The following is a 20919-nucleotide window of genomic DNA, read 5'->3' on the forward strand; positions in this document are numbered from 1 at the left end:
CATCAGGGCCGCTCTACAGGCGACTTGCTGGTTAATGTGCCTGCCACTCGACCTTGCTCAGATCGACCCCTTCTTTGTACATATCCCAAAGCGGCGACAGCTCGCGCAATTTGGCTACCGCCTCGCGCACCTTGGCAGCGGCGTAATCGACTTCTTCCTCGGTGGTGAAACGGCCAAAAGTGAAGCGAATCGAACTGTGTGCCAGCTCATCATTGCGCCCCAGGGCGCGCAGCACATAGGAAGGCTCCAGGGAGGCCGACGTACAGGCCGAGCCGGAGGATACCGCCAGGTCCTTGAGCGCCATGATCAGCGACTCGCCTTCGACGTAGTTGAAGCTCAGGTTCAGGTTGTGCGGGATGCGCGCCGTGGCGCTGCCATTGAGATACAGTTCTTCCATGCCTTCAACCTGGCGATAGAAGCGATCACGCAAGGCGGCGATACGCTGATTGTCAGCAGCCATGTCTTCCTTGGCGATACGGAAGGCCTCACCCATGCCGACAATCTGATGGGTTGCCAGGGTACCCGAACGCATGCCGCGCTCATGACCACCACCATGCATCTGCGCTTCCAGGCGCACACGCGGCTTGCGACGCACATACAGCGCGCCGATACCTTTGGGGCCATAGGTCTTGTGCGCCGAGAAGGACATCAGGTCGACCTTCATCTGCTCCAGGTCGATGGCCACCTTGCCAGTTGACTGTGCCGCATCGGAGTGCAGCAGAATGCCACGCGAACGCGTCAGCTCGCCAATCGCCGCGATGTCGTTGATGGTGCCGATTTCATTGTTGACGTGCATGATCGAGACCAGAATGGTGTCATCACGCAACACCGACTCGACCAGCGCCGGAGTGATCAGGCCATCCTCGCCCGGCTCCAGATAAGTGACTTCGAAACCCTCACGCTCCAGCTGACGGCAAGTATCCAGTACTGCCTTGTGCTCGATCTTCGAAGTAACAATGTGCTTGCCCTTGCTGCTATAGAAGTGCGCCACACCTTTGATCGCCAGGTTGTTGGACTCTGTCGCACCACTGGTCCAGACGATCTCGCGCGGATCAGCATTGACCAGCTCGGCAACCTGGCGACGACCGTTTTCGGCAGCCTCCTCGGCCTTCCAGCCAAACAGATGCGAGCGCGAGGCCGGATTGCCAAAATTACCATCCAGGGTCAGGCATTCCATCATCTTGGCCGCCACACGCGGATCAACCGGTGTTGTAGCGGAATAGTCGAGGTAGATCGGCAGCTTCATGAAACTCTCCTAAATCAGGCAGGCGCGCCTTCAGTCAATGGCTGAGGCTTGAATCTTCTCCAGGTGCGGCATCCTGCCATGACAGTGGCGCGTATCCTGCTGCTTGGCCACTTCCTGAATCTCACGCCGGGCGACCAGATCAGCCAGGCTGATATTGCTGAGAAACGCGTGGATCTGATCACTCAGATCACACCACAGATGATGGGTCAGGCAGGTATTGCCACCCTGGCAGTCACCCTGCCCCTGGCAGCGGGTGGCATCCACAGAGTCATTCACGGCATCAATCACCTGGGCCACATGAATACCGTCCAGCTCGCGCGCCAACTGGTAGCCACCGCCCGGCCCACGCACACTGGAAACCAGATTGCCACGACGCAGCTTGGCAAACAGCTGCTCGAGATAAGACAGGGAAATACCCTGGCGCTCGGAGATGTCGGCCAGGGAAACCGGCCCTTGCTGGCCGTGCAGCGCCAGATCAAGCATGGCGGTGACAGCGTAACGGCCTTTGGTTGTCAATCGCATGGCAAGCACCAGGGGAGTCGCTAAGTTGTGCCGATTATGCAATTCCCCAGCATTTGAGTCAACTATAAGACCAAGCAAAATAGTAGGAATTAAAGCAAAAGCGCCAACTAGAAACGTCGCCATGATAACAGAGCAGGCGCAGCAAAACGCCCACCCTGCAAAACAACACTCACTCGGCACGCGGCGCAGTCGGCTCTTCTTCCTTGATCGCCACGAAATCCTCATCGCGCAACTGCGGCAACGACTTGGCGCAATAGTCGCTACCCAACGCCGTGAGCGCCTTGCACATGCCCTCCAGACGATCATCCACAGCCTGCAGATGATCCAGCAATTGACCAATCGCACGAGCCACCGGGTCCGGCATATCTTGCCCCATACCATAGGCATCGAAGCCAAACTTCTCAGCAATGGCCTGCCGCTTGGCCTCCTGCTCATCCGTAGGCTTGGCAATGATCCGCCCCGGAATACCCACCGCCGTGGCGCCGGCCGGCACCGCCTTGGTGACCACCGCATTGGAGCCAATCTTGGCCCCCGCCCCCACGGTAAAAGGACCGAGCACTTTGGCGCCAGCCCCCACTACCACGCCATCTTCAAGGGTGGGATGGCGCTTACCCTTGTTCCAACTGGTCCCCCCCAGGGTAACCCCCTGATACAGGGTGACGTCATTACCAATCTCGGCCGTCTCGCCGATCACGATACCCATGCCATGATCGATGAAAAAACGTCGCCCGATACGCGCCCCCGGATGAATTTCGATACCGGTCAACCAACGACCAAAGTTCGACACCACCCGCGCCAGCCACTTCCAGCCATGGCGCCACAGGGCATGCGCCAGGCGATGCAGCCAGACCGCGTGCAGTCCGGGATAGCAGGTCAACACCTCGAAGGCACTGCGCGCCGCAGGATCGCGATGGAACACGCTCTGGATATCTTCGCGCATACGTTCGAACATCAATCGTCTCTCCGCTTGTGTGGCTCACCCCGAGCAACTTTTTCCGTCTCGGTGAGAATGCCGCGCAGGATATTCATTTCCAGCTTGCTGATGCCGGCCCGCCCATACAGACGACGCAATCGCGACATCAAATGGCGCGGTTTCAGCGGATCAAGGAAGCCGATCTGTACCAGCGTGCTTTCCAGGTGCCCATAAAAACGCTCCAGCTCATCGGCAGTCACAGGCTGAGCATTGAGCATCGCCGTGGTTTCCAGCTTGTTCATCTTGGTCGGCTGTCCCTGCGCCGCCAGGTAGGCCATGCGCATTTCGTAGGTGAGCACCTGCACCGCCGCCGCCAGATTCAGCGAACCAAACTCGGGATCCGAAGGGATGTGCACATGGTACTGACAACGCTGCAACTCCTCGTTGGTCAGCCCGGCATATTCGCGCCCGAACACCAGGGCGATTTCTCCACCCTGCTGCAACTCTTCAAGCCCCTTACTGGCACTTTCCCGCGGATCCAGCAGCGGCCAGGGAATTCGCCGTTCTCGGGCGCTGGTGCCAAACACCAGATTACACCCCACCAAAGCCTCTTCCAGGGTCGCCACGACCTGTGCGGCATCCAGCACATCGGTTGCCCCGGAAGCACGCGCCACCGCCTTGCCGCTGGGGAACTCGACCGGATCGACCAGCACCAACTTGCTGATCCCCATGTTCTTCATGGCCCGGGCAGCACCGCCGATGTTGCCGGGATGGCTGGTATTAACCAGCACAATACGTATGTTCTGCAGCACCTTGTACGCCCGCCTGGCAGATCAAAGGAGCGAAATCTTACCCAAGCCCCCCGGCAAACACCACGCAAACACCTGCCGTTCAACATGGCAGGGAGTTTTCTGGTAGAATAATCGGCTTTCTTTAACACCCCAGGTAGATTCCCATGCAGCCCATGCTGAATATAGCGCTGCGCGCGGCCCGTAGCGCCGGCGAACTGATCATCCGTTCCGTCGAGCGCCTTGACGCCCTGGCCGTCAGTGAAAAAGACGCCCGGGATTACGTCAGCGAAGTCGACCGCGCTGCCGAGCAAAGCATCATTGCTGTACTGAGCAAGGCTTATCCAACCCACGGCATCCTTGCCGAGGAAAGCGGCCTGCGCGAAGGCCAGGGCGAAGGGGCCGACTACCTTTGGATCATCGACCCGCTGGATGGCACCACCAACTTCCTGCGCGGCATCCCCCACTATGCGGTCAGCATCGCCTGCAAGTACCGTGGCCGACTGGAACACGCGGTCATCGTCGACCCGGTACGCCAGGAAGAGTTCACCGCCAGCCGCGGACGCGGCGCAGCACTCAATGGCCGTCGCCTGCGTGTCAGCAAGCGCAAAAGCCTGGAAGGCGCACTGCTCGGCACCGGCTTCCCGTTCCGCGACAGCCAGCTGGACAACCTGGACAACTACCTGGGCATGTTCCGCAGCCTGGTCGGCCAGACTGCCGGCATCCGGCGCGCCGGCGCAGCCAGCCTGGATCTGGCTTATGTTGCCGCCGGACGCTTCGATGCCTTTTGGGAGTTCGGCCTGAGCGAGTGGGACATGGCCGCAGGCGCCCTGTTGATTCAGGAAGCTGGCGGACTGGTCAGTGACTTCAGCGGCGGCCATGAATTCCTTGAGAAAGGCCAGATCGTGGCAGGCAATACCAAGTGCTTCAAGGCGGTGCTCACCGCCATACAGCCACACCTCTCACCCAGCCTGAAGCGCTGAGCCAGGCACAAAAAAGCACCCCTCGGGGTGCTTTTTTATACCACCACACCTGCTCACCCCTGTGCTGGCTGCACCAGCAGCAATTCGCCTTGCTCATCCAACGGAATACGCTTGCCCGGATCGTAGGACAAACGCAACTGACGCAAAGCCCCCTTGTGCTGCACCTGCACATCGAAACCGACCTGACGCTGCTCACTATCGACCACCTGCTTGCAACGCCGCTCAGTAGTGACATAGGTGTCACGTGCCTGCATACCTTCCTGAACCTTGTTACCGGCATAGCCACCCGCCGCCGCCCCGGCTACGGTCGCCAGTTTCTTGCCATTACCGCCACCCACCTGGTTGCCCAGCAAACCGCCCGCCACCGCACCAATCACCGTTCCGGCAATCTGATGCTGGTCCTGAACGGCCCGTCGCCGCGTGACCTGCACATCCTCACACACTTCACGCGGTGTTTTTACCGTTTCCAGCGCAGGCGCCACCGCCAGCACCTCGGCGTACTGCGGACCGGAAACCCAGCCATAGGTAGCCATCGCGCCGCCGGCTGTGACACCTACAGCACCCAGCACGGCACCTAGTAAAATAGATTTGTTCATCTTGTTTGGCTCCACTCAATCGCTGCACGCACAGGCTTATCCTGCTTAGCGGCTTGGAGCGGCAGCGCGCCACAATGTTCCAGGCAAATCCGCAAAGTGCGCAGCGTTTCACAGCCTGCAGATAGCACAAGGCCCGGATATTCCGGGCCTTGTTAATGACAGCTTCTCAGGGGCGCTCGTCGACCGCTTCAGCCTCCACAGGCGGAATAAGATCCTCCCGCGTGAGCTTCACCCAAATCAGCAGAATACTGGCGATGTACACCGAGGAATAAGTGCCACACAACACGCCGATGCACAGCGCAAAGGAGAAACCCCAGAGACTTTCACCGCCAAACACCATCAACGCCACGACTGCCAACAGCGTAGAGATCGACGTAGCCAAGGTACGCAACAGGGTTTGCGTTGTGGAAATGTTGATGTTTTCGATCAACTCTGCCTTGCGCAGCAGACGGAAGTTCTCACGGATACGGTCAAACACCACGATCGTATCGTTGAGCGAATAGCCGATGATCGCCAACACTGCAGCCAGCGTCGTGAGATCGAAGGGAATCTGGAACAGGGCAAAGACCCCCAGCACCATGATCACATCATGCACCAGAGAGAGGATGGCCCCCAGACTGAACTTCCACTGGAAGCGGAATGCCACGTAGACCAGGATGCCGGCCAGCGCCAGCAGCATGGCAATGCCACCCTGATCGCGCAGCTCTTCACCCACTGCCGGCCCAACGAACTCGACACGCTTGACTACAAAGGCATCGCTCGACGCTTTTTCCAAGGCCTGGGCAACACGATTCCCCAACTCAGGATCGTCACCCGGCATACGCACCAGCACATCGGTGGTCGCGCCAAAGCTCTGCACCACCGCATCACCGTAACCACTGCGCTGCAACTGTCCACGAATGCTCTGCAGATCGGCTGGCCGCTCATACCCCAGCTCAATCAGGGTGCCGCCCGTGAAGTCCAGACCAAAATTCAGGCCTTTAACCGCCAGGCTGCCCACTGCCGCCAGGGTCAGCAACAAAGTCACGACAGCCGCCACATGGCGTATGCCCATGAAATTAATAACACGATTCATCATTGCGCCCCTTAGATCCACAGCTTCTTGAGATCACGACCACCGTAGATCAGGTTGACCATGCCACGCGTCACATAGATCGCCGTAAACATCGACGTCAGGATGCCGATCGACAAGGTCACCGCGAAGCCCTTGATCGGCCCGGTACCCATGGCAAACAGGATGGCGCCGACCAGCAAGGTGGTCAGGTTGCCATCCAGGATCGCCGAGAAGGCCCGATCAAAACCCTCATGAATGGCCCGCTGGATACTCATGCCATTGGCGATTTCTTCGCGAATCCGCGAAAAAATCAGCACATTGGCATCCACCGCCATGCCCATGGTCAACACAACCCCGGCGATCCCCGGCAAGGTCAGCGTGGCGCCGAACAGCGACATCAAGGCTACCAGCAGCACCATGTTGAAGCCCAGGGCAATATTGGCCAGCAGGCCGAAACTCTTGTAGATCGCCATCATGAACAGCGCGACGAACAGGAAGCCCCACAGCGCAGCCTGTACACCAAGGGTAATGTTCTCTGCGCCCAGGCTTGGGCCAATGGTGCGCTCTTCGACAAAATACATCGGTGCAGCCAGGCCGCCGGCTCGCAACAGCAAGGCCAGCTCGGAAGACTCGCCCGGACCATCCAGTCCGGTAATACGGAACTGGCTCCCCAGTGCTGACTGAATGGTGGCCAGGCTGATGATTTTCTTTTCTTCCTTGAACGCCTGCACAGCAACTTCGCGCTCGACGCCGTCGACCACTTCCTTGCTGTAACGAGTAACCGGGCGTTGCTCGATGAAGATGACCGCCATGCTACGCCCAACGTTGTTACGCGTGGCGCGATTCATCAATTCGCCACCATGCCCATCCAGACGGATATTCACCTGCGGACGACCATTTTCATCGAAACTGGCCTGCGCATCGGTCACTTGATCACCCGTGATGATCAGGCTGCGCTCCAGCAGTACCGGCGCACGCCCTTCCTGACGAAACTCGAAGGACTCGGTGGTAGCGCGCGGCGCATCCAGCTCAGCCGCCAGGCGAAACTCCAGGTTGGCGGTCTTGCCGAGAATACGCTTGGCCTCAGCGGTATCCTGCACCCCCGGCAACTCGACCACGATACGGTTGCCACCCTGGCGCTGCACCAGTGGTTCAGCGACCCCCAGTTCGTTAACCCGATTGCGCACGGTGGTCAGGTTTTGCTTGATCGAGTACTCACGAATCTCCGCAAACTTGAGCTGACTCAGCTGGAAATTCAGCACTTGCAGACCGTTGCGCTCCAGAGTGGTCAGCTCAAAGTCATTGAAGCTCTTGCGCACCAGGTCACGCGCCTTTTCCAGCGTGGCACTGTCGGTAAAGCCCAACTGGAATCCCTCTTCATGGGCCGGCAGGCTGCGATAACGCAGGCGCTCCTTGCGCAACAGGGTCTTGATCTCGCTTTCGTAGACCTTAAGACGCGTACTGACTGCCTTGTCCATATCGACTTCCAGAAGGAAGTGCACACCGCCCGACAAATCCAGACCCAGCTTCATCGGGCTGCCACCCAGGTTGCGCAGCCAGTCCGGCGTGGTTTGCGCCAGGTTAAGCGCCACCACATAGTCGTCCCCGAGGGCGCGACGCACGATGTCCTTGGCCGGCAACTGATCAGCCATGTCAGTCAGGCGCAACAAGCCGCCACGCGGGCTCAGTTCGCTGGCCTTGACGCTGATACCCGCCTCCTGCAAGGCACGGCTGGCGCGCTGCAGATCCGCTTCCTCGACCTGCAGCGCCGTGCTGTTGCCACTGATCTGGATAGCCGGATCATCCGGATACAGGTTGGGTGCCGAATAAATAAAGCCAATCACCAGCACCGCCAGGATCAGCAGGTATTTCCACAGAGGAAACTTGTTGAGCATGCCACTATCCACTTATGAAGCGGGGCGCTTGTGCGCCCCGGGGAATGAGTTTGAAGCCGGTCACAACCTGCCCGGAACTCAGATGGCTTTCAGCGTACCTTTGGGCAGCGCTGCGGCAATGGCCACTTTCTGGATCTTCAGTTCCACGGTATCGGACACTTCGATCACCACGAAGTCGTCGCTGACCTTGATGACCTTACCGGCAATACCACCGCTGGTGACCACCTCATCACCCTTCTGCAAGCCACCAATCAGGTTCTTGTGTTCTTTGGCGCGCTTGGCCTGGGGACGCCAGATCATCAGATAGAAGATGACCAGGAAGCCCAGCAGGAATACCCACTCGAAACCACTGCCGGCAGGGGCAGCGGCAGCCGGGGCGGCTGCGTCGGCATAGGCGGCGGGAATCAGAAAGCTCATGACTTGCTCCTGTTGCAAGATATTGGAAGTGTTGGAATTTTTCAGTCCAGCGGCGGCACGGGAAGCCCCCGCTTGGCGTAGAAGGCTTCAACGAAGGCGGCCAATGTACCTTGTTGAATAGCCTCACGCAAACCAGCCATCAGACGCTGATAATGACGCAGGTTATGGATGGTATTGAGCATGCTACCCAGCATTTCGCCACATTTATCCAGGTGATGCAGGTAGGCTCGGGAGAAGTGTGTGCAGGTGTAACAGTCGCAGGCAGGGTCCAGCGGCGAATCGTCATGTTTGTGCACGGCATTACGAATCTTCAGCACACCCGTATCAATGAACAGATGACCATTGCGCGCGTTGCGCGTGGGCATGACGCAATCAAACATATCGATGCCGCGCCGCACGCCCTCGACCAGATCCTCCGGCTTACCTACGCCCATCAGGTAGCGCGGCTTGTCAGCCGGCATGTGTGGCGGCAGAAAATCCAAGACACGGATCATTTCCTCTTTCGGCTCACCGACCGACAAGCCACCGATCGCCAGACCATCGAAGCCGATCTCTTCCAGCCCCTCCAGCGAACGCAGGCGCAACGCCTCGTGCATACCACCCTGGACAATACCGAACAGCGCCGCGCTGTTGTCACCATGCGCGTCCTTGGAACGCTTGGCCCAGCGCAGCGACAGCTCCATGGAGCGCTTGGCCACATCAAACTCGGCCGGGTACGGCGTGCACTCATCGAAAATCATCACAATGTCCGAGCCCAGCTCGCGCTGCACCTGCATCGACTCTTCCGGCCCCATGAAGACCTTGGCACCGTCGACAGGCGAGGAAAAATACACGCCCTCCTCCTTGATCTTGCGCAACGCCCCCAGGCTGAACACCTGAAAACCACCTGAATCGGTGAGGATCGGCCCTTGCCACTGCATGAAATCATGCAGATCACCATGCCGACGGATGATCTCCGTGCCCGGACGCAGCCACAGGTGGAAGGTATTGCCCAGAATGATCTGCGCGCCGATCGCCTCGATATCCCGAGGCAGCATGCCCTTGACCGTGCCATAGGTGCCCACCGGCATGAACGCCGGGGTTTCCACTACACCACGCGGGAAGCTCAGACGACCGCGGCGCGCCTTGCCATCGGTCGCCAACAATTCGAAGGACATGCGACAGGTGCGCGACATACTCAAACCTCGGGCCCGCGTGCGGCGGGATTGCGGGTGATGAACATGGCATCACCATAACTGAAGAAACGATACCCTTCGCGCACCGCAGCCTGATAGGCCGCCATAGTCTGCGCATAACCGGCAAATGCCGAAACCAGCATGAGCAAGGTCGATTCGGGCAGGTGGAAGTTGGTGACCAGCGCATCCACCACATGGAACGGCCGACCGGGGTAGATGAAAATATCCGTATCGCCACAGAACGGTTTCAGCACGCCATCACGGGCGGCGGTCTCCAGTGAGCGCACACTGGTCGTCCCCACCGCAACCACCCGCCCGCCACGCGCACGACAGGCCTCCACGGCGTCCACCACAGCCTGGCTGACTTCCAGCCACTCGCTGTGCATCTGGTGGTCTTCAATACGCTCGACGCGCACGGGCTGAAAGGTCCCAGCCCCGACGTGCAAGGTCACGAAGGCGCGCTCGACGCCTTTGTCCGCCAGCGCCTGCAACAACGCCTGGTCAAAATGCAGCCCCGCAGTAGGTGCGGCCACCGCGCCGGCACGCTCGGCGTACACCGTCTGGTAACGCTCGCGGTCACTGCCCTCATCGGCACGGTCGATATAGGGTGGCAGCGGCATATGCCCGACACGCTCAAGCAAACCCAGCACCGGCTCGGCAAAGGACAGCTCGAACAAAGCGTCATGCCGGGCCAGCATGCGCGCCTTTCCGGCACCGTCGATGTCGATCAGGCTTCCCGGCTTGGGGGACTTGCTCGAGCGCACATGGGCCAGCACACGATATTCATCGAGCACACGCTCGACCAATATCTCCAACTTGCCACCACTGACCTTGCGTCCGAACAGACGCGCCGGAATCACCCGGGTGTTGTTGAACACCAACAGGTCACCCGGTGCAAGGAAATCCAACAAGTCGGGAAAGCGTCGATGGGAGAGCGCCCCACTGGGCCCCTCCAGCACCAGCAGGCGACTGTCTCGGCGCTCAGCCAGGGGATAGCGGGCAATCAGCTCGTCGGGCAACTCAAAGTGAAAATCGGCAACGCGCATAACAGGCAGATCTTGAAAAAGGTGCGCAAGCTTACCGGAAAGCCTGTCAGGCGACCATGCACCCACTCAAGGTAGCGGCGCGGCATAACGCGCCAGAATGTCCTGCAGGGCACCGTCTCGACGCATGCCAAGAATCGCCGCGTTCAACGCCGGCAACCATGCCTGACGACTCACATGCAGACGTACTCGCAACGCGGAACGGCTCACCAACGGCCCCTCCTCGATATCACTAAGCAACCAGCCTAGTTCAGCATGTCGGTGGCGCAGATAGGCCAGTTCAAGGCGATCAATAATCCCCGCGTGACTGCGCCCCTTGGCGACCTGTTCCAGTAACGTCAGGCCATCCGGGCCATCCAGGCGACGAAAGTACTGACTGCCGGCATAGCCGTAGCCGCGCACGGTGGCGATCGTCTTGCCACGCAGGTCGCGCAAGGCGGCATAGGTAAACGCCTTGCCTCGGGGAAACACCAGCAGCGCCTGCGCCTCCAACAAAGGCTCGCTCCACAGGGTCACGGCCTGCTGCTCGGGCGCCGTTCGCCAGGCCTGACTGACACAGCATTCCAACTGCACCTGGCCATCGGCAAACTGTTTCTGCGCGCGCAGCGGAGGCACAGGTCGTGCCGCTTGCAACTCAACATCCAGACGACGCTCAAGCTCCGTCATAACCTCGCTGAACACGCCGCTGATACGCCCCTCCTCCACCACCCAGTAGGGCGGCCAGCTTTCGTCACTGACTGCATAGCGCAGCGTTTCCGCACACACACTGTTCGACAAGACCAGCCAACCCAGGACCAGTCCATATGCATAGCCTTTGCGCACGCGCCCTCTCCCTATTCCCCGCCATACGCTACAACGCACGCTTCACTGCAGGCATAGCATGACCTGAGTGCAGAAAATCCATCTACGGCGCACCCGACGATTGACCACCCGGAGACGCCTCCCTATACTGCGCCGCCACAAGCCTCGGTGGCGGAATCGGTAGACGCAGCGGATTCAAAATCCGCCGTTGGTAACAACGTGAGAGTTCGAGTCTCTCCCGGGGCACCATACAGCCACACCCAGCCTATACAGGCTGAACATGAAAGCCGGCCATGAGCCGGTTTTTTCATGTCTGCAGAAAGCAAAACCGGCCACATGGGCCGGCTGCTAAGGTCAATCAACGGCTCAGCCGCACTTGCTGTCGCCGCAATTCAGGCAGGTCAGGCAGCCATCCATCTGGATCATCGCCTTGGTGTGGCACTTGCCGCACATCTGCGCACCTTCCGGATAAGCCGCATTGCTGTCGTCACACTCGGCATCCACCGCTTTCGGCGGCTGGGTTGCCTGCACGAACTCGGCACGCTTCTGCTCCAGATAAGCCTTTTGGTGCTCATCGATTTCATCCTTGAGCAGGCCGATTTTCTTCATGTGCAATTCCAGCACATCGCCGATCTCGGCCACCAGCGACGGCATCCAGCGCCCGCCGCGTTTCATGTAGCCGCCCTTGGGGTCAAACACACTGCGCAGCTCTTCGACCAGGAAGGTGCAATCGCCGCCCTTGCGGAATACCGCGGAGATAATCAGGGTCAGCGCCGAAATCCACTGGTAGTGTTCCATGTTCTTCGAATTGATGAAGATCTCGAAGGGACGCCGGCTCTCGTGATCGCTCCCCGGATTGAGCACCACATCATTGATGGTTACATAGAGCGCATGCTCGGAGTGCGGTGTCTTGATCTTGTAAGTGGCACCCTCAAGGTTTTCCGGGCGCTTGAGTTTCTCGTGCATTTCCTCCAGCGGCGTCGCCGCCTGCAATTCCTGCGGCGGCTGCGGCTGCGCATCCGGCTTGGCCACTTCGTAGTCGACGATTTTGCTGGTTATTTTGATAGCCATATTATTGTCCTGATCGTTCGTCATGCCGCGGGCAGCCGGTCATGGCCTGGCTGCCCAGCAGGTCAGAATTTCCCGTAGTAGCCTTCTTTCAAGGCGTCATAAAGGTTGGCGGCGGTATGGGTTTCACCGTCATATTCGATTTCGTCGCCGCCTTTGGCCTCGATCACCGAGCCATCCTCCAGCTTGAAACGGTAAGTGGTGTTGGCCAGGTCCTGCTCCTTGACCAGTACGCCCTGGAAGGCCTCCGGATTGAAACGGAAGGTAGTGCAGCCCTTGAGCCCCTTGCGCCAGGCATAACGGTAGATGTCCTTGAAATCCTCATAGGGATAATCGGTCGGCACGTTGGCAGTCTTCGAGATGGAAGAATCCACCCACTTCTGGGCAGCGGCCTGCACGTCAACGTGCTGCATCGGACTCACGTCATCCGCAGCGATGAAATAGTCCGGCAGGTTGCGCGTAGCTTCATCCATGCTCGGCAGTGCATCGGCATTGATCAGCTGCCGATAGGCCAGCAGCTCGAAGCTGAACACATCGACCTTTTCCTTGGACTTCTTGCCTTCGCGAATCACATTGCGGAAGTAATGGTGAGCAAAGCTCGGCTCGATGCCGTTGGAGGCATTGTTGGCCAGCGACAGGGAAATGGTCCCGGTCGGCGCGATCGAGCTGTGATGGGTAAAGCGCCCCCCCTTCTCGGCCAGCGCCTGAGCCAGCTCCGGCTCCACCGCCGCCACCTGCTGCATGTAGCGGCTATAGCGTGCCCACAGCAGGCGCCCCTTGATCGTATCGCCGGCCTGGTAGCCATCCGCAGCCATTTCCGGGCGACGCGCCAGCATCGCCTCGGTCACCGTGAAGTCCTCATCCATGATCGGTGCCGGGCCTTTTTCTTCAGCCAACTGCAACGCGCTACGCCAGCCCTGCAAGGCCATTTCACGCGAAACCTGCTCGGTGAACTCCAGCGACGCCGCATCGCCGTACTTCATACGCAGCATGGTCATGGCCGAGCCAAGCCCCAGGAAGCCCATGCCGTGACGGCGCTTGCGGTAAATCTCCTCACGCTGCTCAGGCAGCGGCAGACCGTTGATCTCCACCACGTTGTCGAGCATGCGGGTAAAGATATCCACGACCTTGCGGTACTCGTCCCAATCGAAACGTGCCTTGTCGGTAAACGGATCGCGTACGAACAGGGTCAGGTTCACCGAACCCAGCAGACAGGCACCATGCGGCGGCAACGGCTGCTCGCCACAGGGATTGGTGGCGCGAATTTCCTCGCAGAACCAGTTGTTGTTCATCTCATTGACACGATCGATGAGAATGAAGCCCGGCTCGGCAAAGTCATAGGTCGAGGACATGATCATGTCCCAGATACGCCGTGCCTTCAGGGTACGGAAGATGCGACAGGCCACCAGGCCATCGGCGCGGCTGATATAACGCTCGCGGGTCGACCACTCACGCCAGATCACCTGACTGGGATCATTGACATCAATACCGTCGACCTGTGCCTCTTCGGGCGTCAGCGGGAAGGCCAGCGGCCAATCGGCATCATCCTCGACCGCCTGCATGAAGCCTTCGGTGATCAGCAGCGACAGGTTGAACTGGCGCAGACGACCGCCCTCACGCTTGGCGCGGATGAAGTCCATGACATCCGGATGACCGACATCGAAGGTCGCCATCTGAGCGCCGCGTCGCCCACCGGCCGAAGAGACGGTAAAGCACATCTTGTCGTAGATATCCATGAACGACAGCGGACCGGAGGTATAGGCACCGGCACCAGACACGTAGGCACCACGCGGACGCAGGGTGGAGAACTCATAGCCGATACCACAACCAGCCTTGAGGGTCAGGCCCGCCTCGTGCAACTTGGCCAGGATGTCGTCCATGGAATCGCCGATGGTCGCCGACACCGTACAGTTGATAGTCGAGGTAGCAGGCTTGTGCTCCAGCGCGCCGGCGTTGGAGGTAATACGCCCGGCGGGAATGGCACCATGGCGCAACGCCCAGAGGAACTGCTCGTACCAGTGCTGACGAACCTTCTTGTCCTCAACCTCGGCCAGGGCACGCGCCACACGCTGATAGGTCGCATCGACCGTACTGTCGATCGGCTGGCCATCCTTGGTTTTCAGGCGGTATTTCTTGTCCCAGATATCCTCGGATGCAGACTGCATCGGAATTTCGCAGACACCTTCGCGCAAGCGCTGCACCTTGGCTGACTGAGTCATCTTTCTCTCCTGATCGATGCGACCATTGTGTTTGTTGTTCACTACCGAGCAGCGCGCAACAGGGCTAAAAGCCGCGTATCGCGCGGCATTGAGCGCTGAACGGCAAAATACTAGATGTTGTGAGATGGCGGGCATCCTATGCCTGCATATGGTGACTTTCAAGACTTTACAACGACGCTTTTTACTGCATGCAGAACTACAAACCCAGCTGCACGACACAGTTCACAAGGCCGCATGCCACTCGTCGGCTACGCATGGATCACTGGCAAATGCCAGCACTTTTCTGTAACATGCGCGCCCTTGGCTAAAAGCCAGCTTCATGTTTGCCCTAGCAATACGATGTGCGGCAACGCAATTCAGGCGTCCGGCGCTCCTGTCGGACGAGACCACTACTTCTCGGTGGTTTCGCGTTGCCTACAGTTATGTACCTGATTTCTGCTTCATCAGCCCCGCCGGCCCGAGTGCGCCTGCGGCGAATGGCGAGGCAGGTTTTGTCGTGCCCGCAGGGCTTGTTTTTATTTCCGCACTTGGCGTACAGTGACCTCACTGTGTTTGCATGGGTCGCTGTTGAATCGTGACCTGGTGCAGTAGATCCTCCCGATCCGCTACATCCCGCTCGACTTCTCTTACTCTCTGCAACCAGTCCCAGCCTTTCCGCATATCCCCGGAGAGGGCTGTCATCAACTCTAGTTTCAAGGAAATAAGACATGTCGAATCGTCAAACCGGTACCGTCAAGTGGTTCAACGACGAGAAGGGCTTTGGTTTCATCACTCCCGAGAGCGGCCCGGATCTGTTCGTACACTTCCGCGCTATCGAAGGTAACGGCTTCAAGAGCCTGAAAGAAGGCCAGAAGGTTTCCTTCGAAGCCGTACAAGGTCAGAAAGGCATGCAGGCTGACAAGGTCCAGATCCTGGGCTAAGCCGCTGTCTGAAAAACCCCTGATGGCGACATCAGGGGTTTTTTTATGCCCGCTGCCTTTTACAATCCGCGCACCAGCAACCCCAGCGACCCTTCTCATGCCCAAGCATATGCTCCGCCCTCCCGGGCAATACCCCCGCGCCAGCCTGGCTCGCCGCCTGGCCGCCTGTTTCTATGACTTCCTGCTCAGCGTGGCACTGATGATGGTGATTACCCTTGTCTACCAGCAGGCCGTATTACGCTTGGTTTATGGCAGCGAACAACTATTGGCCATGTCACAAGCCGGCGCCCTGGATCGCGACCCCCTGCTGGCCAGCCTGGTGTTACTCGGACTCTTCGCCTTCTACGCCAAATTCTGGACACACAATGGCCAGACTCTGGGCATGCAGGCCTGGGGTTTGCGCATCCAGAATACCGACGGCACAGCTATTGATTTGTGGCAGGCACTGCTGCGCTTCATTGTTGCGATCGGCTCATGGCTATTTGCCGGCCTGGGCTTCCTCTGGATGCTTTGGGACAAGCAGGGGCGCACATGGCATGACGCCTACTCGGAGAGCATCGTGGTACAGCTCCCCAAGGATGCCCACAAGAAGTAATCCGGCGCGCTAGCCGGCGCGCCGCAACAACCAGAAGCCAGCCAGGGCGCAAGCCCCTGCCGGAATCAACACCGCCAGCAGCGGCGAGAAACCGAACACCAGACTGGCCGGCCCCAGCAGATCCTGGCTGATTCGCACCACGAAGCCGATCACCACCCCGGTGAACACCCGCTGACCGAGCGTCACCGAGCGCAACGGGCCAAAGATGAAGGAAATAGCCATCAACACCAGCGCGGCAGTCACCAGCGGCTGCAGCACCTTGACCCAGAACGCCAGCCAGTAGCGACCGTTATTCAGCCCCTGCTCTGCCAGGTAGTGGGTGTATTGCCACAGCCCTGTGATCGACAGGCTTTCCGGCTCCATGATCACCGTCGACAACAGCTCAGGCTTGAGCTGCACCGCCCAGGGCAAGGTGATATCCGTCACCACCTCGGTACGCCCCTCACGGAAGAAGGTGCTCTGCACATCCTCCAGCAGCCAGTGATCACCCTGGAAAGTAGCTCGCCGGGCAAAGCTGGAAAACTGAATGCGCCGCGCGTCATCGAATTGATAACGTGTCACGCCATACAACACGCCATTGGGCTGCACGGCATTGATATGCACGAATTCATCGCCCTGACGATGCCACAACCCGCGCTTGGCACTTTGTGCATCACCACCACCCTGAGCCATGGAACGCTGCGACTGGGCGATATTCTCACTCCACGGCGCCAGGTACTCGCCCAGCAGGATGCCCGCCAACATCAACACCAATAAAGGCTTCATCACGGCCCAGACAATACGCCCGATGGACACCCCGGCCGCACGCATGATGGTTAGTTCACTGTTGCTGGCCAGGCTACCCAGGCCGATCAGGCTGCCAATCAACGCGGCCATCGGCAGCATTTCATAGGCACGCCGCGGTGCCGTCAGCATGACATAGCTGAGCGCCTCACCAAGGCCATACTTTCCTTGCACATCCCCCAGCTCATCGATGAAGGCAAACAGCAGCGCCAGGCCGAGAATAATGCCCAGCACCGCGAGGATGCTGAAAAACACCTGCGTACCGATATAGCGATCCAGCTTAACCACGAGCCACCTCCCGACGCGCGCGAAGCTCCGCCCACTTCAGGCGCAGCGGCTCCCAGTACAACAGCAGCAAACCCACCATGAGGAACAGGCCATGAACCCACCACAGGCCCAGCGCCAACGGCAGCTTACCCTTGTCCAGCTGACCGCGCGCGGCAATCAACAAAGCCAGGTAGGCCATGTACAGCAGAATGGCCGGCAATAACTTGAGGAATCGTCCCTGCCGCGGATTGACCCGCGACAGCGGGACCGCCAGCAACGTCACGACAAACACCAGCAGCGGCATGGACAAGCGCCACTGCAGTTCGGCCTGCTCACGCAGGTTGTCGCTCTGCAACAGCGCACGGGTCGGCAGGGCTTCGCGCTCACTCAACTCACCTGCCACCTCGGGCTTGGGCAGCAATACACCGTAGGTGTCATAGCGAATCACCCGGTAGTCCGCCTGCCCGGGCTGCCCATCATAGCGATAGCCATTTTGCAGGATCAGGTAGCGCTGACCATCGGCGCGCACCTCCTGGTAACCCTGCTCGGCAACCAGCACGGCAATCCCGCCATCCTTGCCGTCACTCTGCAGACGCTTCTCCGAGATGAACACATCATTGAGCAGTTGCCGGTCTTCGCTAAGCGATTCGCTATAGGTTACCCGCGTAGCATTTTTCATCGCCTGGAAACGCCCTGGCACCAGGGTATCGAACTCGGTCATGGCCTCCTGCTCGTTGAGGATACGCGCCACGCTTGCCACGCCCTGTGGCGCCAGCCCCATGCTCAACCAGCCGGCCAGCAGCGCGACCAGCAATGCCGGCGCCAGGCTGTAGCCGAGCAAGCGCTGCTGGCTCATGCCGGTCGCCGACAATACAGTCATTTCGCTATCCAGATAGAGGCGACCGTAGGCCAGCAGAATGCCGAGAAACAGCCCCAGCGGCAAAATGAGCTGCAAAAAACCGGGAATCCGGTAGGCCATGATGAGCAGCAGCACACCGGGATCGAGCAATCCCTGAGCAGCCTGGGCCAGGTACTTGATGAAGCGCCCACTCATGATGATCACCAACAGCACCGCCGAGACGGCAGCCAGGGTCAAGAGCACTTCACGGGCAAGGTAACGAAAGACGATCAACGCGGTGACACTCCAGGGTTGTCAGGCTCGGGCCGCTGCGCTCAAACTAGGCTCGCACTGCCCTACACGACAGGCGCCAGCCTTCCAGGCCAGCACCTTCCTGCCGGGGGACAGCACAGCCGCATCAGCGCAGCCGCAGCGCCATAGCCCATACAGGGCAGCGCGAAAAAGACCGGCATTATCCTGCAATCCCGACCGTTTGTCTTGGGGACTCCTCATCATGCAACTGCTTGCCAAACATGCCCGCCCGGAAACCGTGAAGACCGCCACACTGGTGCTCAGCATTGCCGAGGGCGGCAAACTGGGCAGCCTGGCCGCCAGCGTCGACCAGGCCAGCGCTGGCGCACTGAGCCGCCTGCTCAAGCGCGGCGATCTTGCTGGCAAGCCGGGGCAGACCCTGCTGCTGCACGACCTGCCAGGCTGCAAGGCCGAGCGTGTTTTGCTGGTTGGCAGCGGCAAGGGCGAACTGTCCGACCGGCAATGGCGCAAGCTGGCCAGCGCCACCCTCGGCACACTGAAAAGCCTGGCGGGCAGTGATGCCACGCTGGCGTTCGACGACATCAAGGTCAAGGGACGCCAGGTCTACGGCAAGGTTCGTCTGCTCGCGGAAAGCCTGCTGGATGGCCGTTATCTCTTCGAACAGTTCAAGAGCGAAAAGGCCGCCGCCAGCAAACTCAAGAAACTGACCCTGCTGAGCAGTGCCGAACACCTCGCCGACAGCCAGCGTGCCCTGCAGCATGCCCAGGCGATTGCCCTGGGCATGGCCTATACCCGCGACCTCGGCAACCTGCCCCCCAACGTCTGCCACCCCAGCTATCTGGCCGAACAAGCCAAGGCCCTCGGCAAGACTCACAAGCAGCTAAAAGTCGAGATACTCGACGAAAAAGACCTGAAAAAGCTCGGCGCCGGAGCTTTCCTCGCCGTAGGCCAGGGCAGCGCCCAACCGCCGCGGCTGATCGCCCTGCACTACCAGGGTGGGAGCAAGGATGAGCGCCCCTACGCCTTGGTCGGCAAAGGCATCACCTTCGATACCGGTGGCATCAGCCTCAAGCCCGGCCTGGGCATGGATGAGATGAAGTACGACATGTGCGGCGCCGCCAGCGTGCTCGGCACCCTCAAGGCTGTACTGGAACTGCAACTGCCGATCAACCTGGTGTGCCTGCTGGCCTGCGCCGAAAACATGCCCAGCGGCCATGCCACGCGCCCCGGCGACATCGTCACCACGCTGAGCGGACAGACCGTGGAAATCCTCAACACCGACGCCGAAGGCCGTCTGGTGCTGTGCGACACCCTGACCTACGCCGAGCGCTTCAAGCCGCAGGCAGTGATCGACATCGCCACCCTCACGGGCGCCTGTATCGTCGCCCTAGGCAGCCAGGTTTCCGGCCTGATGGGCAACAACGACACACTGATCAAGCAACTGCTCAAGGCCGGTGAAGCCGCCGATGACCGCGCCTGGCAGCTACCGCTGCTCGACGAATACCAGGAGCAACTGGACAGCCCGTTCGCCGACATTGCCAACATCGGCGGGCCGAAAGCCGGCACCATCACTGCCGGCTGCTTCCTCTCGCGCTTTGCCAAGAACGTCCACTGGGCGCATCTGGATATCGCCGGCACAGCCTGGATCAGCGGCGGCAAGGACAAGGGCGCGACAGGTCGCCCGGTACCCCTGCTCACCCAGTACCTGCTGGAACGCTGCAAAGCCTGATGGACAGCTCCGTGCAGCTGACGCCACCGCGCGTCGAGTTCTACGTGCTGGGCAGTGCTGCTGCGCAGGATCGCCTGCGCGCGGCCTGCCAACTGGCGGGCAAGGGCTGGCGCGCCGGCCTGCCGGTATTCATTCGCTGCACGGATGACGCGCAACTGACCAGCCTCGATGAACTGCTCTGGCATTTTCGCGGTGAAGCCTTCATTCCGCACAACCGCCACGCCGACAATCCGACGGCTCCAGTAGTGCTGGGACTTGAAGAAACACCGGAAGCCCGCCAGGGCCTGCTGATCAACCTGCACAGCCAGCTCTGCCAGCACCTGCAAGGCTTCAGCCGGATCATCGAGATCGTCAGCCAGGAGCCACAACAACTGGCCGCCTGCCGGGAGAATTTCCGTCTTTACCGGCAGAAAGGCTATGATCCGCGCCGAGTCGAACTCTGACCTGCGCCATGGACACCCTCAAACCCGCCCCTGCCCCCAGCCAACTGCTCCACGATCTGGAATCGATCCGCGCTCTGCTCGACGAACCCCAGGCCGATGCCGAGCCACCGCTGCTCACCGAAAGCATCACGCTGGACAGCATTCCGCTGCTCTCTGAGATCGTGGCGCCACCGCCCGCGCCCGTACCGCCTACCGCGCCACGCATTGACCTGGATAGCGAGCTGCGGGCCGCCGCACAACTGATCCTGCAGGACGTGCTGGACGACTTTGCTCCACAGATCGAAGCAGAACTGCGTCGTCGCCTGCAGGCGCGCCTGGAGCGCCTGCTGCGCGAACAGCAGCGCTAAGCTG

General features: G+C 59.9%; 21 protein-coding genes and 1 tRNA gene. 7 read left to right on the forward strand and 15 right to left on the reverse strand.

All coding sequences use genetic code 11. The features are described from left to right. Positions 1-31: 31 nt before the first annotated feature. The 4 genes from CFY91_RS13890 to trmJ all read right to left on the reverse strand — a co-directional run bounded on the left by CFY91_RS13890 (position 32) and on the right by trmJ (position 3493). A complete protein-coding gene (locus CFY91_RS13890) occupies positions 32-1246 on the reverse strand; it encodes an IscS subfamily cysteine desulfurase (RefSeq protein ID WP_093986977.1) in 1215 nt (404 codons plus the stop codon). Between the two features lie 30 nt (positions 1247-1276). Next, a complete protein-coding gene (gene iscR, locus CFY91_RS13895; RefSeq protein WP_093986978.1) occupies positions 1277-1768 on the reverse strand; it encodes a Fe-S cluster assembly transcriptional regulator IscR in 492 nt (163 codons plus the stop codon). Between the two features lie 169 nt (positions 1769-1937). Further along, positions 1938-2720: a serine O-acetyltransferase gene (cysE, locus tag CFY91_RS13900; protein ID WP_093986979.1), complete on the reverse strand. Its 783-nt coding sequence runs from the start codon at positions 2718-2720 to the stop codon at positions 1938-1940. Continuing rightward, on the reverse strand, positions 2720-3493 hold the full coding sequence (gene trmJ / locus CFY91_RS13905) for a tRNA (cytosine(32)/uridine(32)-2'-O)-methyltransferase TrmJ (protein ID WP_093986980.1): 774 nt from the start codon (positions 3491-3493) through the stop codon (positions 2720-2722). Before trmJ ends, cysE begins: the two co-directional genes overlap by 1 nt. A 143-nt stretch (positions 3494-3636) precedes the next feature. On the opposite strand from trmJ, the gene suhB reads away from it, so the two are divergent. Beyond that, positions 3637-4452, forward strand: a complete 816-nt coding sequence (gene suhB, locus CFY91_RS13910; protein WP_093986981.1) for a type III secretion system regulator SuhB — start codon at positions 3637-3639, stop codon at positions 4450-4452. Between the two features lie 53 nt (positions 4453-4505). Here the strand turns inward: suhB and CFY91_RS13915 are convergent, their stop codons facing one another. The 7 genes from CFY91_RS13915 to CFY91_RS13945 all read right to left on the reverse strand — a co-directional run bounded on the left by CFY91_RS13915 (position 4506) and on the right by CFY91_RS13945 (position 11454). Next, positions 4506-5048: a glycine zipper 2TM domain-containing protein gene (locus tag CFY91_RS13915; protein ID WP_093986982.1), complete on the reverse strand. Its 543-nt coding sequence runs from the start codon at positions 5046-5048 to the stop codon at positions 4506-4508. Between the two features lie 166 nt (positions 5049-5214). Then, a complete protein-coding gene (gene secF, locus CFY91_RS13920; RefSeq protein WP_093987033.1) occupies positions 5215-6123 on the reverse strand; it encodes a protein translocase subunit SecF in 909 nt (302 codons plus the stop codon). A gap of 11 nt (positions 6124-6134) precedes the next feature. After that, on the reverse strand, positions 6135-7997 hold the full coding sequence (gene secD, locus CFY91_RS13925) for a protein translocase subunit SecD (RefSeq protein ID WP_093986983.1): 1863 nt from the start codon (positions 7995-7997) through the stop codon (positions 6135-6137). A gap of 78 nt (positions 7998-8075) precedes the next feature. Beyond that, entirely contained in the window at positions 8076-8414 is a 339-nt protein-coding gene (gene yajC / locus CFY91_RS13930) for a preprotein translocase subunit YajC (RefSeq protein WP_093986984.1), read from the reverse strand. A 41-nt stretch (positions 8415-8455) separates the two neighbouring features. Next, the gene (tgt, locus tag CFY91_RS13935) at positions 8456-9571 is read right to left on the reverse strand and encodes a tRNA guanosine(34) transglycosylase Tgt (RefSeq protein ID WP_165765333.1); all 1116 of its coding nucleotides are present in this window, start codon (positions 9569-9571) and stop codon (positions 8456-8458) included. A gap of 20 nt (positions 9572-9591) precedes the next feature. After that, entirely contained in the window at positions 9592-10635 is a 1044-nt protein-coding gene (queA, locus tag CFY91_RS13940) for a tRNA preQ1(34) S-adenosylmethionine ribosyltransferase-isomerase QueA (RefSeq protein ID WP_093986986.1), read from the reverse strand. A gap of 66 nt (positions 10636-10701) precedes the next feature. Continuing rightward, complete coding sequence (locus CFY91_RS13945) at positions 10702-11454, reverse strand: substrate-binding periplasmic protein (protein WP_229727114.1); 753 nt, start codon at positions 11452-11454, stop codon at positions 10702-10704. Between the two features lie 141 nt (positions 11455-11595). On the opposite strand from CFY91_RS13945, the gene CFY91_RS13950 reads away from it, so the two are divergent. Next, a tRNA-Leu gene (locus tag CFY91_RS13950) sits at positions 11596-11682 on the forward strand. Positions 11683-11799: 117 nt separating this feature from the next. On the opposite strand, the gene CFY91_RS13955 is transcribed toward CFY91_RS13950, so the two are convergent. Both CFY91_RS13955 and CFY91_RS13960 read right to left on the reverse strand, forming a co-directional pair. After that, the gene (locus tag CFY91_RS13955) at positions 11800-12504 is read right to left on the reverse strand and encodes a TSCPD domain-containing protein (protein WP_093986987.1); all 705 of its coding nucleotides are present in this window, start codon (positions 12502-12504) and stop codon (positions 11800-11802) included. 62 nt (positions 12505-12566) lie between these two features. Continuing rightward, positions 12567-14720, reverse strand: coding sequence for an adenosylcobalamin-dependent ribonucleoside-diphosphate reductase (locus CFY91_RS13960; protein ID WP_093986988.1), 2154 nt, complete (start codon positions 14718-14720; stop codon positions 12567-12569). A gap of 707 nt (positions 14721-15427) precedes the next feature. On the opposite strand from CFY91_RS13960, the gene CFY91_RS13965 reads away from it, so the two are divergent. After that, a complete protein-coding gene (locus CFY91_RS13965; protein ID WP_084335705.1) occupies positions 15428-15640 on the forward strand; it encodes a cold-shock protein in 213 nt (70 codons plus the stop codon). Positions 15641-15737: 97 nt separating this feature from the next. Then, on the forward strand, positions 15738-16235 hold the full coding sequence (locus tag CFY91_RS13970; RefSeq protein ID WP_093986989.1) for an RDD family protein: 498 nt from the start codon (positions 15738-15740) through the stop codon (positions 16233-16235). 9 nt (positions 16236-16244) lie between these two features. Here CFY91_RS13970 and lptG read toward each other — a convergent pair whose 3' ends face one another. Continuing rightward, entirely contained in the window at positions 16245-17306 is a 1062-nt protein-coding gene (lptG, locus tag CFY91_RS13975; RefSeq protein ID WP_093986990.1) for an LPS export ABC transporter permease LptG, read from the reverse strand. Then, a complete protein-coding gene (lptF, locus tag CFY91_RS13980) occupies positions 17299-18417 on the reverse strand; it encodes an LPS export ABC transporter permease LptF (protein WP_093986991.1) in 1119 nt (372 codons plus the stop codon). The genes lptG and lptF overlap by 8 nt, the downstream gene beginning before the upstream one ends. Positions 18418-18637: 220 nt before the next feature. On the opposite strand from lptF, the gene CFY91_RS13985 reads away from it, so the two are divergent. Genes CFY91_RS13985 through CFY91_RS13995 form a run of 3 tightly spaced genes read left to right on the forward strand, consistent with a single transcriptional unit; the run spans position 18638 to position 20915 of the window. After that, positions 18638-20125, forward strand: a complete 1488-nt coding sequence (locus CFY91_RS13985; RefSeq protein WP_093986992.1) for a leucyl aminopeptidase — start codon at positions 18638-18640, stop codon at positions 20123-20125. After that, entirely contained in the window at positions 20125-20568 is a 444-nt protein-coding gene (locus CFY91_RS13990; protein WP_093986993.1) for a DNA polymerase III subunit chi, read from the forward strand. The genes CFY91_RS13985 and CFY91_RS13990 overlap by 1 nt, the downstream gene beginning before the upstream one ends. 8 nt (positions 20569-20576) lie before the next feature. Beyond that, positions 20577-20915 carry a DNA polymerase III subunit chi gene (locus CFY91_RS13995; protein WP_093986994.1) on the forward strand — a complete coding sequence of 113 codons (339 nt, stop codon included), beginning with the start codon at positions 20577-20579 and terminating at the stop codon, positions 20913-20915. Positions 20916-20919 lie beyond the last annotated feature (4 nt).

Origin of the sequence: Pseudomonas fluvialis (assembly GCF_002234375.1) — a bacterium.
GTDB lineage: Bacteria > Pseudomonadota > Gammaproteobacteria > Pseudomonadales > Pseudomonadaceae > Aquipseudomonas > Aquipseudomonas fluvialis.